The organism is Thalassoglobus sp. JC818 (assembly GCF_040717535.1).
Lineage (GTDB): Bacteria > Planctomycetota > Planctomycetia > Planctomycetales > Planctomycetaceae > Thalassoglobus.
On sequence record NZ_JBFEFI010000001.1, the window covers coordinates 1,095,916 to 1,108,977 of the forward strand.

Consider the following 13,062-nt stretch of genomic DNA (forward strand, 5'->3'; position numbering starts at 1 on the left):
GGAGAGTGAATTCATGGCGAAGAAAGCGGCCCGTCCAAAACAGTATTGGCTGTTCAAGACTGAACCCGGTTCGTTCTCCATTGACGACCTGGCCGCTTCAGAAAATCAATCGACTTTCTGGGACGGTGTTCGGAATTATCAAGCGAGAAACATGATTCGCGATGACATGCGTGTTGGCGATCGAGTCTTCATTTACCACAGCAACGCCAAGCCTATGGCCATCGTCGGAACTGCCCGCATCACCAAGGCTGCTTACCCGGACCATACGGCGTTCGACGAAAACGAAAAACACTTCGACGCGAAAAGCACCCCCGATGACCCGACCTGGTTCATGGTGGACATCAAGTTGACTCAGAAGTTCAAAACACCTGTCACCCGCGATGATCTCAAAGCAGCCTCCGATCTGACAGAAATGATGGTTCTGAAAAAAGGTTCACGGCTCTCGATCCAACCTGTGACTGAAGCAGAGTGGGAGCGGGTACACGAACTCGCTGGCGCGAAACCCAAATAGTCATCGACTCACGAAATCTGACAAGCTGAAATCAAAGCCACTTTCATCTCATCACACCTGCAGTACTGACGCACATGACCAGCAAAAAGCCTTTTTACCATCACAAGGCCTTTCAACTCACCGTGGGAATCGCGGTCTCCGTGCTGTGCATGTGGTTAGCACTTCGGCCGATCCTGAATGACGACGACGCCTGGGATCAGCTGGTTTTCGCGTTTCGAACCGCCGACTATCGAACACTGCCGGTCATCTTGATCGTCCTCTTCATTTTCTACTGGCTGAAAGCCTGGCGATGGCGATTGATGCTGGCCCCAATCGGTCAGTTCCGGCCCGTTAAAGATCTTCTTCCTCCAATTATGATCGGGTTCTCCTTCAACAATCTCTTGCCAGCCCATCTCGGCGAATTCGTGCGTTGCTTCGTTTTCTCGAAGCAACAGAAAGTGCCCGTTGCGGTCTCGATTTCAAGCGTCGTTCTCGAGCGAGTTTTCGACGTCATCGCAATTCTTCTGTATCTGGGGATTGGACTGATCTTCATCGAAGGGGTCGACCCTTCGGTCAAGAAGACTGCCTACGTCTTCGCCGGAGCAGCAGCCGCCCTCGTGCTGGGAGGAATCGTGTACGTGATCTGGACGAAGCCTTTCGTCAATCTCGTGGAGAAGATCCTCAAGATGATCACCTTTATACCGCACTCATTGACGGACAAACTCTGTGAGATGCTGGAAGCGGGCGCTAAAGGTTTGGCATCGCTGAAGCACGGCCCCCTGCTCTTTGCCATCGTGGTCATTTCCATCATCAAATGGGCGTTCAACGGATCACTGATTCTGCTGGCACTGTGGAGCTTCGATATCTCCGTCTCCCCGGTTGTCGCGATGGTCTTGCTGGGAGTCGTAGCCTTTGGCGTGACAGTCCCTTCGTCTCCCGGCTACTTCGGGGTGATTCAACTTTGTTTCATGCTCGTCCTCGAGCTCTTCGTCCAGAACAAGCCAGCTATCTTTGCAGCTTCGGTCTACTACCACATGTCGCAATACATTCCGGTGACTCTGATCGGTATGCTCTACTTCCTCCGATCCGGAATGAGTATCGCCCAGGTTGAAGAAGAAAAAGAGGAGGCTGACGAACACTTAGGCGGACAAGTTGAATTGAACCCGGCAGAGAGTTAGACAACATTCGTTTCTTGCCGCCTGGTCACTGATCGTCGAACGATGTTCAGCACACGTTCGATTTGAATCTTTTCTATGCGAACAGCTGGTCAGTCGCCGTCGTATGCACCGCCAGTTGACTCTTGAGCGAATCGTATTCTTTTCGCTTCGCTTCTATCGGGCTGTCACTTGTTTTGACTGCCCGGATCAGCAGATTTTTCGGAGTGTGTTCAAGGTCGATGAATTCCAGAATCTGAGTGCGGTATCCACACGACTCCAAAGCCGCCGCGCGAAGTGCATCGGTCGCCATCGACGCGAAACGCTCTTTGAGAATTCCATGCTTCAAAATGAGGTCCAGTTGTTCGTTTTCGACCTGATTGAACAACTGATGCTGACAACACGGGACCGCCAGAATGACGTTGGCTTGGGCACGAACGGCATAGCTGAGCGCCGCATCCGTAGCTGTGTCGCAGGCATGCAGAGAAACAGCGAGATGAACGGGCTCTTCTGCCGTCGCCTGATCCGGATCGATCCGTCCGGAGGAGAACGTCAAACCGCTCAGTTGTAATTTATCAGCCAATGACCGACAGCGATCGATGACATCCGTCTTTTGATCAATCCCCAGCAGTTGGACGTCTCTCTGATGAATGTTGGCGAGCAGATGATGCAACGCAAACGTGAGATAACTCAACCCGCAGCCAAAATCGACGACGCGCAGCGTCCCCTCTTTCGGCAAGTCCGAAACGACGTCATTAACAATCTCGAGATATCGATTGATCTGGCGGAACTTCTTTGTCTTCGAAGACTTGACCGCCCCTTTCTCATTCATGATCCCAAGAGCATGCAGAAAGGCACAAGGTGTCCCTTCTGGAATGAGATAATTCTTCGACCGGTCATGCGTGAACGAACGATCGAGCGCCGGCCCCTTGCGTTTTCGCCGAGTCAGTTTCATTCCCTTCCCAACAACGCGAACGTTCCACTCCTGCTCGTTGGTGAACAGATAGCCGTCTCTGAGCAGTTGCGGAAAATACCGATCCAGTTCGCTGAGAGTTTCCTCGATGCTTCGATTCGCGTGAGAGACTTTCTCGTCAATGAAGCTCTCCCATTGACAGATCAATTGACCTTTCACCTCAAAAGGTCGAATCCGAATCTTTCTCGGAACCGTGTCAGCGGTCTTCTGTTCACCAGAAGAAATCGGGTGGCTGAGTACAATCGTCCATGGCAATTTTCGCTCAAACGCGAAACGGACAGCTTCCAGAAACTCTTCGAGGGGGGTCGTCATTCCTGCCAAATCCAGTTCACCAAGAGTCGCTCGCCTCTCGCGGATGCAACTCGCTATCCTTCTCCAACAACACACACTCTCTTAACTTGAATTGAGAATCGCAATGGGACTGAATAAGAAACAGAAAAAGCAGATCGATGTTGCGAAAAAGAAGATCCAGAACTTGCAGCAGCTTCTCGCTGCCGCGAAGGCTCAGCCTGACGATCCCGAAGACGTTCCGCGTCTGAAAGAGGAAATCGAGAAACAGAAACAACTGATTGCAGAAATTGAAAAGTCATGACATCCCCTGAGGAATTCCCCCCGACGATTATCGTCGTTCACCCCAAGGAAAAGCGCAGCAAGTGTTCTGTAGAACCTCTTCGAGGAACTCCCGGATTCGAATTCTGGAAGTTTCCGGTCGATCGAACTGAACCGATGACAGGCTACTACCGGTTGGGAATCGGCGGGCCGCAGCTGACCCCGGAAGATCGCAACTCCGGGCTTCTTGTCCTCGACGCCACCTGGAAGCTGGCCGGGCCGATGGAAGAAGCCTTCGACGACGTCCCGATTCGGAGCCTGAATTCGTGGAAAACGGCTTATCCCCGGAAGTCGAAGCTGTTCGAAGACCCCGCTGAAGGTCTCGCCACCATTGAAGCAGTCTTCGCTGCCTACTCGCAACTCGGTCGCCCTACGGATGGTTTACTGGACAGCTACTACTGGGGCGAAAAGTTTCTCGAGATCAATTCCGACTTGCTGTAAATCTCCTCCAAGACTGATTCGAGAAAACTGGCAAGAATTTGCTTCGGGAACTCCCAGCCAATGTGTGGGAAGCGAAATCACTTCTTTGCCTCGGAACTTGTTTGGTCGGGTTCACGAAGATTTAACAGCTCTGAATTTGCCTGTCCGCAAGCAACCAAACGAACGTCAGCTCAAACGTTGGTGTCGCATGCTGCGTCGCCTCGTGAGGCGTTAAGTTGCTTGACTCGATTGCACAATCGCAATCTCATGCGAAGATGGAGGCGTACCGAAGACTTCAATCGAAACGTTCTCTTCCGCCGGACCAACATTCAGGGAACAGGAGAGTTTGCGATGCCAAAGATTCTAGTCGTGGACGATTCCTCGATGGATCGAAAACTCGCGGAACGTTTGCTTCGTAAAATTGATGGATGGGAAGTCGAGACCGCCACCGACGGGCTCGATGCACTGAAGAAAGCGGAATCTTTCAATCCAACTGCTGTGGTCACCGACCTGCAGATGCCGGAAATGAACGGATTGCAGCTCGTCCAGGAGATGAAGTCTTCTCATCCGAAAATCCCCGTCATCGTCATGACGTCACGTGGCAGCGAGACCATCGCGGTTGAAGCTCTGCAAAGTGGAGCAGCCAGCTACGTCCCGAAAAAACAGCTCCACCGTTTACTCATCAAAACGGTTTCACGCATTCTGGCCACTGCCGAGGAACAACGCACACTTGGCGAATTGATGCGTGGGCTCGAAACAATCAGTTGGGAATTTACGGTCAACAACGACCCTTCGCTTCTTGCATCGCTTGTTGGATTTCTTCAAAGCGAAATCAGCAGAACGGGCCTCCTCCCAGAATCAGACAGCTTCCGGTGCGGGGTCGCATTCGAAGAAGCACTCTTGAATGCTGCCTATCACGGAAACCTGGAAGTCAGCTCTGACCTTCGCGAAGAAAACCCCGAAGAGTTCTACGATCTCGCCCGTCAACGAAATGACCTCGAACCATACCGAGATCGCAAAATCAAAGTCGAAGTCAACTTGAATCCGACCGGCATCGAATACACCATCCGAGACGAAGGACCGGGATTCGATTACTCGAGCGTTCCGGACCCGACAGCTCCAGAAAACCTTGATCGCCCTTGCGGTCGAGGTTTGCTTTTGATGAAAACGTTTATGGATGATGTCACGTTCAACGAAATTGGGAACTGTGTCACCATGATCAAACGCAGTTCGAAGACAACCTCGTCAACCTGATCTCTCACGGTGAAGACTCATCAGCGCTCAACGTTGACGCAAGCCGTTCGAACACGTTCCCTGCCCAAACGAAATTTCTCGGAGAATGAATTCATGCGAAAACTGTGTCGACGCTCCAGCATCGTCTTCATGCTGTTGACCACCGCTCTCTGGAGTGCAACTTCGACAGTCGCTGCCGCTTCAACCGAAGACCTGATCACTCAAGTCCAAAGTGTCGGTCGCGCAGGTTCCGAGAATTCATCGGCAGCGAAAGCTGTCAACGAATTGCAGCAGATGGGACCGGAAACGCTGCGTCCTTTGTTGGTCGCGATGAACGATGCAAATCCCGTCGCGATGAACTGGTTACAGGTTGCGTTTGAATCCATTGCTGACCAGTCTCTGAATTCGGGGCAACTCCCAGCAGAACAACTGGAAGAATTTGTCACCGACAGAACTCACAACGGTCGTGCTCGGCGTGTTGCCTTCGACTGGCTCTCCAAAGCGGACCCGTCAGCTCCTTCGCGACTCATCCCCAATATGCTCGATGATCCAAGTAGTCCACTGCGGCGGGAAGCAGTCGCGTTAGCTATCAAACGAGCCAAGGCAGCGGAATCGGAGAGCGCACAAAAGTCGCTCTGGACCGAAGCTCTCTCCGGAGCCGTTGATCGCGATCAGTTCGACGAAATTTCAGCAGCTTTGAAGAAGCTGGGTGAAGACGTCAATCTCGTTGACCACTTCGGACTGATCACCGAATGGCATCTCATCGGACCGTTCGACAACAAGGACGAAGCTGGGTTCGACGTCGTTTACCCACCGGAAAAAGAAATCGATCTGTCAGCGTCGTATGACGGAATGAATGAGTCTGTCAGCTGGCAGCACTTCGTCTCCGAACGCAAAGACGGCGCTTTCGATCTCGCCGAACTGACAACTTCGCACAAAGGGGCGATCGACTATGCCTACACCGAATTCAACAGCCCGGTTGAACAGCAGGTGGAGTTCCGCCTCGCGACGCCCAATGCCTGGAAGTTGTGGATCAACGGGGAATTGATCTTCGCTCGCGAAGAATACCATCGCGGAATGCAGTTCGATCAATACATCGTTCCCGTTCACCTCGAACAGGGAACCAATCGGATCCTCCTGAAAGTCTGCCAGAACGAACAAGATCAGGATTGGGCTCAACGATGGGCATTCCAATTTCGAGTCGTTGACGAAACGGGTCGCGCCGTCGCTTCGGCAAACAAATAGAGTCACGATTTTGCTGACTGAATCAAGCAAGCGATTGGTTCAGTCGACGACAAAACGGCTTTGAGGACCACTTCGACTACTGACGAAAAAGGTTTCATTCGATGCGACTTGTGTTTTGCTGGGTTCTCTCGGCCTGCCTGTTCGGACAATTCTCAGAAGCTGCTCACGGAGACTGGAGACAGTTCCGCGGAAATCAAAGCAACGGACTCCCCGAAGCTCCCGGTCGTGACTGGGACGGTGATCAGGAAGTCCTTTGGGAAGCGGATTTACCGGGGCGCGGACTTTCGAGCCCGATCATTATCGGCGACCGTGTTTATGTCACCGCAAGTTCCGGCGGACTGCAAGAACGCCTGCACGTTCTCTGTTTCTCTGCAACGGATGGATCAAAAATCTGGGAACGGACGTGTTGGGCAACCGGAAGAACGGTCTGCCACCCGAAAACATGTGTCGCAGCTCCCAGTCCAGCGAGTGATGGGAAACGCATCTTCGCGTTTTATTCCAGCAACGATTTAATCTGTCTCGATCTTGATGGGAATCTGCAATGGTTTCGCGGTCTGACTTATGAATTCCCGAACGCCAGCAACAGCCTCGGAATGGCCTCGTCAACGATTTCCGTGGGAGGCAAAGTCGTCGTCATGCTGGAAAGTGACGATGCCTCATTCGCGGCAGGTTTGGACGCCGACACGGGCGAGACAACATGGAAAATCGACCGTCCACAGCGCGCGAACTGGACGTCGCCATCCATTGCTCCCGATGGAAAAACGATTCTGATGCAATCCTCGGCCGGAGTCTCAGCAATCGATTCAGAAACCGGTGCCGAGATTTGGAAATACTCGGACGGAGCAGCAACCCAACCGACGCTTGTGATGGTCGGAGAAGTGGCGTACGTCCCGTCCCACGGAGTCACCGCCATTCGTCCCGGTCGCAGCGATACGAGTGTTCCGGAAATCCTCTGGCAAGTCGGCAATCTTTCGCCGGGTGTCGCAAGCCCGATCGCCTACGATGAAAAACTCTTCGTCATTAACAACGGAGCAGTCATGTCGGCGGCGTCGCTTGAAGATGGAAAGAGACTGTGGCAGTCGCGACTGAAAGGACCGATGAGTGCCAGCCCGGTGGTCGTCGGCAACAAAATCTTCACGGTCAACGAAGAAGGAACGACTCAGGTCATCGATCCGAACAACGAGGGTGAGATCATTTCCGAACATCAGTTCGACGAGATCATGCTCGGCACCCCAGCAGTCACCGACGATGGTGTTTACGTTCGAAGCGACCAGCACCTCTACAAGATTGCCGTTGACTGATCATTCAGAAGCTAGAGCATTTTCTGTTCTGTATGCACGATCTCGCACGAGCAAGTACAGCCTTTTAACTTATGAAACTGTGCAAGCGAGTGCACAGGAAAGAGCAACTTGCTCTAACGCAGCTTTTCGGCGTCAGACCAATTCGATGAACTCGATACATTCGAATCGCGTCGAAAGTCAGTCGCTGCGTGAAAGTTTTCGTCGAGTTTGGTTCGCAAACTCTCCCTTGAAGAGTGAGCGCAAAAAGAAAGAGATCCCTTCAGCGATGTCGCCAAAGAGATCTCGGATGCGCGTCAGAGTCTGCCCAATCTGACTAGCTTACTTGCGGAAGAAGTCGCTTGGCCCTTTGTGTGTGTAGTACGGATAAACGACCGCACCACCAGTTGAGTTCTGCTGGGGGTACTGTAACTGCCCACCTGGACCGAATCCACGAGGAACGTTGTACGCTGAAGAGTAACGATGTTTCGGATAGCAAGACTGGCATCCACCGCATGCTGATCCGGCAACCGGACAACTTGCGTATCCGCCGTAGCTTCCGTACTGAGGATACATGGTCTGACCGTACTGTCCGTATTGTCCGGGAGGACAGTGACCTGTCGGACATCCACCAGCCGCTCCGGAGACAGTTTGTCCGTAGAAGACGGTTTGACTTGGACCCTGAGCAGTTTTTGCATCGTAAACGAACTGATGCATCTGCTGCTTAACCTCAGGCAAGTTGATCCCGGTCTGCTGAATTGGCTGTGGGGAGACTTGTGGCATTGGAGCTTGCCCCATGACGGACGCTGCCGGCAAGAGACATCCAGCCACGATGAGGAGGTGAATTCGCTTCATGATGTTGTCCTCTGCTGATCGAGGCATGGGCCTCCGAACCAGAATTCAGTACCACTGAAAGATCAAATCGACTGAGAAGGTGATGCATCTCGCCGGGCGTTTCGTTCCCAGTTGAGTGAACCACATTAAATGCGAACGTCTTTCTGCCCAGTTCGACTTCCACCCCAGCACAACGCGGTGCAAGCAGTGACTCTGTCCCCCTGGACCGGCAAATTCCGCCAGCGAGCGGATTGGCGACATTCGACACATTACCGTTATCGGCAGTTGGACCGTTGGAATACGGAGAATCTGCCAGATTCGTAGAACTCAATCATTGAGATCACTTGGACGATCTTGCAGTACTCTCCTGACCGGAATAAAGTACCAGACCGAATCGAATTACCCATGTTCGCTGTTTCTCATACTTCACGAGCTTAAGATTTGGGAACGCTTCGATCGGACGGAGACAACTACAGTTTTGAACATCGTCGGAATTGGTTTTCACGACACCCGCAACAACAAGAACAGCCTGACACTGTGACGGAACGTTGAAGCGAGTGACTGGGAGAGAGCAATCCGCTCTTGCCTCCCCCGGCGAAAATTCCGAACTAGCGATTAACGACAAGGGAGTGTTCGCGTGTACGTGGCCGCATCGACGAGGTGCTTCGGTGACCTCGATTACTGGCAGAGTCTAACACTGATTTCGGACCATGAATTCGACAAGGTCGAAATCTATCTTGATGAAACAGGCGCTCTTCCTCCAAGCAAAATCACTGCTGACCCGAATCACTTCTACCACCAGATGCGAGAGAAAACGCGATTGGCTCCGATCGCTTTCACGCTCGCTCATGAAATTCCGATCGAACAGTTCGAAAAGCTCTGCAGCTTGTCCAAACTGATGCAGGTCACACAAATCAACGTCGCCACGTCACCAGTGGGGACACCCTTCAATTCGGAAATTGACCGACTGAAGGCCATGGCACGCGCAGCTGCCACAGAAGGTATTCGCGTCGGCATTCGCACCGAAGCTGGAACATTGTCTGCCGACGCACACACCGCCGTCGAATTGTGTCAGGCAGTGAGCGGACTGGGCATCGCCTTCGATCCCAGCTACTTCGTCGACCCGGAGAAAATCGACCAGATTGTCGACCTCGTCGCCAAGTACACGATGCACGTCTTCCTGAGAGATTCCACTCGTGAACAACTACAGGTTCAGGTCGGACTCGGTGAAGTCGATTACGGTCGAATCATCTCACAGCTTGAGAAGCACCGCTATTCACGAGCGCTGTCCGTCGAGCTCCTGCCAAATTTGATGGAGCAGGAACAGCGGACACTCGAACTCAGAAAGCTGAGAATGTTGATCGATTCGCTTCTCTAAAACGCGTTCGTCAACTTCCATTCAATCACCGTCAAAGTCATAGGGGGAATCGTCGGTGAAAGATCCACGAATTGATGAACTGGCCGCGGTCCTGATCGATCACAGTTGCCAGTTGCAGGCCGGAGAGAAAGTGCTCATCGAAGCCTTCGATCTGCCTGAACCAAATCTGGTTTGCTCGCTGGTTGAAACTGCCAGAGCCCGTGGAGCCCATCCGCTTGTGCTCTGGAAGAACAACGAGATTCTACGTTCGCTGTACCAGCACTCCGATCGCGAGGGCTTACAGCTGATGGGGGAACTCGAAGCGGAGGCGATGTCGCGCGTTGACGCATATGTTGGAATCCGTGGAGCCCTGAACAGCGACCAAATGTCGGACGTCGCGGGATCGCAGATGGATCTCATGACAGAGTGCGTGTGGCAACCGGTTCACATCGACATTCGCGTCCCGAAAACCAAGTGGGTCGTGTTGCGCTATCCGACTCATTCGATGGCGCAAGCAGCTCAGATGAGCACCCCAGCGTTTGAAGACTTCTTCTTCGATGTTTGTACCGCCGACTATGCTGCAATGGGCAAAGCTCAGGAACCTCTTCGCGAATTAATGCTGAAGACGGAGCAAGTCATAATCATCAGCCCGGGAACAGAACTCGAATTTTCAATCAAGGATATGCCGGTCATTGCCTGTAACGGCGAACGCAATATTCCTGATGGCGAAGTCTTCACAGCCCCTGTCCGGGAGAGCCTCAACGGGGTCATCCAATACAACGCGGGATCTCGTTATCAAGGCACTGTGTTCGAGCAAATTCGATTCGAATTCCGAGACGGAAAAATCGTCGACGCTTCCTGCCAGGGTGACTCAACACGCCTTAACGAAATCCTCGACACCGACGACGGCGCCCGATTTATCGGTGAATGGTCACTGGGCTGCAACAACCGCGTTCGACATCCGATGGTCGATACACTCTTCGACGAGAAGATTGGCGGCTCGATGCACTTGACGCCCGGCAATGCTTATGATGAAGCCGACAATGGCAATCGCAGTCGAGTCCACTGGGATTTGGTGCTGATCCAGACTCCCGAATACGGAGGAGGCGAAATCTGGTTCGATGGCACCCTGATCCGAAAAGATGGGAAGTTTTTGCCCCAAGAATTACATCCGCTCAACGAAGGGCTCTTGTGACCAAATAGCGATTCGAACTTCGCGTGTTGAAAGATTCCGTGCGAAGTGCGAACCATTTCTACCGGACTTCCCGCAGTTGTGCGTTCAACCAGTTCAATGAATGAATCGGAAACCGCAGCGTGATGAAAATGAGAGACCTTATGTAGGGTCTGAATTGACCACTGAGATCAACGTTTCCTGTTTCCGAGTCTGACCATTTGGTCTGCACAGTTTCTGTCTGTCAATCGATTTCAAGGACACTTATTCATGCAATCTCTGGCCAGCTTAAGGCTTTTTGCCCAGTCGCTGTGCGTTCTGACAGTTGTCGCTTTCACATCGGTCGCTGTCCTCGCACAGCCCGCACCGCGATCTGATCAGCGACTTCCGCCTGATGTTTTCTTCTATGCAACAACGCCTGACGTTCCTGCATCGTTCGATCAGTTTCAGCAAACTCCGTGGGGACAACTGATCTACGGTCCGGAAATGACCCCTTTCCGTGAGCATATCGTCGAGTGGGTTCAGAACAAGATGGCTGAATCCGGTGATCGCGTCGAAGCTGACCTTGGATATCCTCCGAGCGACCTCGTCGCATTGATCGACGGCGAAGCTGCGTTTGCTGTGCTACGCCCTTTGGGAGGAGCACTCGGAGTTGTCGCATTTGTCGAGACTGGCGATCACGACGACATCCTGCAGCCACTGCTGGAAAAAATCGACAGCAAACTTGCTGACGAAGAGAAAGTCACGACAACGACCGAAACCATCGCCGGGACTGAAATCAAAGTCTATTCGATTCAGACTGACACACCGCAGATGCCAATTGTGAATGTCTGCTACTTCGTCAAAGATGGCACCGTCACCATCGGCTCATCAGTCGACATCCTCGATGCTGTCCTCGAACGATGGGACGGAGAACACACTCAGACATTCGAGAAAAACAGCTTCTACCAGCAATTGCTGGCTCGCTGTCAAACTTCCGACGGAAGTGAACCGGACTCCATCTACTTCGTGACTCCTGTTCAACTGACACTCGGAATCCTGCAATCGATTCCTGACACACAGTTTTTCGGAGCGATGGCAGCTGGCTTCCTCCCACAGTTCGGAGTGAACACGTTGCGAGGAGCAGGTGCGACCGTCGAATTGAACGCTGAAGACTTCGCCACAATTTCACGATCTCTTCTGATTGTCGATCAGCCTACGACCGGCATCTTCAAAGCGTTTCAATTCCGTCCGACGTTCACTGAGATCTCCGACTGGGTTCCTGCGGACGCATCGGGTTACTTCGCATTCGACTGGGATCTGCTCGGCGCTTACGACACAATCGAAAATCTGTACGACACTTGGATTGGCCGCCAGCCAGGTAGCTTCGAGAAGATGGTTACTCAGGCGACTCGTCGTGCAGATGGCTTCGACCTGCACATCCGTGACGATGTTCTCGCGACCTTCACTGGTCAGTTCGAGTTATTCTTCGCAAGTCCTCAAGGTGACGATCCCAACGACGTCGACGGAACCGCAGCCATCGGAATCACGGACCCGGAAAAAGCCCAGAAACTCATTGATCTCGCCCTTGAACAGGCAGATTCCGTTGAGGAAGGGACCATCTCCGGAAACGCAGTCACCCTCGTCTCATCAGGTGGAAAAGACTTCGTCGTCGCCATTCACGACGGAACCGTTTACATCACCCGCTCCGAAGAGCGAGCCCAGCAGATTTTCGACGGCCTGCCAGACAACATGTCGCTCAAGCAGTCGAAGAATTACCTCCGCGCTGAGCCACATCTCCCGGAAAGCTATTCGTTCTTCTCATATCAGGATGCAGCCACCGGAATGAAGGCAAACTACGAAAAACTCCGCAATGGAGAGTTTGACAGTGCCACAGAGGGAGAAATCGACTTCTCGCTATTGCCACCGTACGAAGAGATTTCCAAATACTTCGTGCCCTCTTTCAGCTTCTGCATCCCGACTGATGAAGGCCCTTACACAGAGCAGTTCACTCTGCCAATCGATGAGTAGTGATCTGGCCATAAGGTCCCGCTACAAAAGAGATTGAGAGTTGAATCTACAGAAACCAGTCGGCAGTTTGTCGGCTGGTTTCTGGCATTTCTGCCCTCCAATCGCCTGATCAGATTGAAGCCTCGATCGGTGTCGGATATCGTTCCCAAAGTAGAGGAAACAGAATCGACTGGAAGCGGTTATCAAAACGTTTGATTGTCGTGCGTTTCCCCTGTCACGACTGCTTTCACGCTTCGGCTGCAAGATTGTTCACTTCAATTGATCGACATCTTGAGATCTCGATATTGCA

At 52.5% G+C, this 13,062-nt stretch carries 12 protein-coding genes; 10 read left to right on the forward strand and 2 right to left on the reverse strand.

Features of this window, described 5'->3' with window-relative positions; all coding sequences use genetic code 11:
* Positions 1 to 13 precede the first annotated feature (13 nt).
* Complete coding sequence (locus tag AB1L42_RS03895; protein WP_367051409.1) at positions 14 to 511, forward strand: EVE domain-containing protein; 498 nt, start codon at positions 14 to 16, stop codon at positions 509 to 511.
* Between the two features lie 74 nt (positions 512 to 585).
* Positions 586 to 1,668 carry a lysylphosphatidylglycerol synthase transmembrane domain-containing protein gene (locus tag AB1L42_RS03900; protein WP_367051412.1) on the forward strand — a complete coding sequence of 361 codons (1,083 nt, stop codon included), beginning with the start codon at positions 586 to 588 and terminating at the stop codon, positions 1,666 to 1,668.
* A gap of 73 nt (positions 1,669 to 1,741) precedes the next feature.
* On the opposite strand, the gene AB1L42_RS03905 is transcribed toward AB1L42_RS03900, so the two are convergent.
* Positions 1,742 to 2,929 (reverse strand): SAM-dependent methyltransferase, encoded by a 1,188-nt coding sequence (locus AB1L42_RS03905; RefSeq protein WP_367051414.1) that lies wholly within the window; start codon positions 2,927 to 2,929, stop codon positions 1,742 to 1,744.
* A 103-nt stretch (positions 2,930 to 3,032) separates the two neighbouring features.
* Between AB1L42_RS03905 and AB1L42_RS03910 the strand changes: the two genes are divergently transcribed.
* The 5 genes from AB1L42_RS03910 to AB1L42_RS03930 all read left to right on the forward strand — a co-directional run bounded on the left by AB1L42_RS03910 (position 3,033) and on the right by AB1L42_RS03930 (position 7,425).
* Positions 3,033 to 3,209, forward strand: a complete 177-nt coding sequence (locus tag AB1L42_RS03910; RefSeq protein ID WP_197441158.1) for a hypothetical protein — start codon at positions 3,033 to 3,035, stop codon at positions 3,207 to 3,209.
* Complete coding sequence (locus AB1L42_RS03915; RefSeq protein ID WP_367051420.1) at positions 3,206 to 3,667, forward strand: hypothetical protein; 462 nt, start codon at positions 3,206 to 3,208, stop codon at positions 3,665 to 3,667. Before AB1L42_RS03910 ends, AB1L42_RS03915 begins: the two co-directional genes overlap by 4 nt.
* 330 nt (positions 3,668 to 3,997) lie before the next feature.
* Positions 3,998 to 4,900 carry a response regulator gene (locus AB1L42_RS03920; RefSeq protein ID WP_367051422.1) on the forward strand — a complete coding sequence of 301 codons (903 nt, stop codon included), beginning with the start codon at positions 3,998 to 4,000 and terminating at the stop codon, positions 4,898 to 4,900.
* A 93-nt stretch (positions 4,901 to 4,993) separates the two neighbouring features.
* Entirely contained in the window at positions 4,994 to 6,124 is a 1,131-nt protein-coding gene (locus AB1L42_RS03925; RefSeq protein ID WP_367051424.1) for a hypothetical protein, read from the forward strand.
* 101 nt (positions 6,125 to 6,225) lie between these two features.
* Positions 6,226 to 7,425 (forward strand): PQQ-binding-like beta-propeller repeat protein, encoded by a 1,200-nt coding sequence (locus AB1L42_RS03930; protein WP_367051426.1) that lies wholly within the window; start codon positions 6,226 to 6,228, stop codon positions 7,423 to 7,425.
* 318 nt (positions 7,426 to 7,743) lie between these two features.
* Here the strand turns inward: AB1L42_RS03930 and AB1L42_RS03935 are convergent, their stop codons facing one another.
* Positions 7,744 to 8,256, reverse strand: coding sequence for a hypothetical protein (locus AB1L42_RS03935; RefSeq protein WP_367051429.1), 513 nt, complete (start codon positions 8,254 to 8,256; stop codon positions 7,744 to 7,746).
* 616 nt (positions 8,257 to 8,872) lie between these two features.
* Between AB1L42_RS03935 and AB1L42_RS03940 the strand changes: the two genes are divergently transcribed.
* The 3 genes from AB1L42_RS03940 to AB1L42_RS03950 all read left to right on the forward strand — a co-directional run bounded on the left by AB1L42_RS03940 (position 8,873) and on the right by AB1L42_RS03950 (position 12,773).
* Complete coding sequence (locus tag AB1L42_RS03940; RefSeq protein ID WP_367051431.1) at positions 8,873 to 9,613, forward strand: TIM barrel protein; 741 nt, start codon at positions 8,873 to 8,875, stop codon at positions 9,611 to 9,613.
* A gap of 55 nt (positions 9,614 to 9,668) precedes the next feature.
* Positions 9,669 to 10,787: an aminopeptidase gene (locus tag AB1L42_RS03945; protein WP_367051433.1), complete on the forward strand. Its 1,119-nt coding sequence runs from the start codon at positions 9,669 to 9,671 to the stop codon at positions 10,785 to 10,787.
* Positions 10,788 to 11,033: 246 nt separating this feature from the next.
* On the forward strand, positions 11,034 to 12,773 hold the full coding sequence (locus AB1L42_RS03950) for a hypothetical protein (RefSeq protein WP_367051435.1): 1,740 nt from the start codon (positions 11,034 to 11,036) through the stop codon (positions 12,771 to 12,773).
* Positions 12,774 to 13,062: the final 289 nt, after the last annotated feature.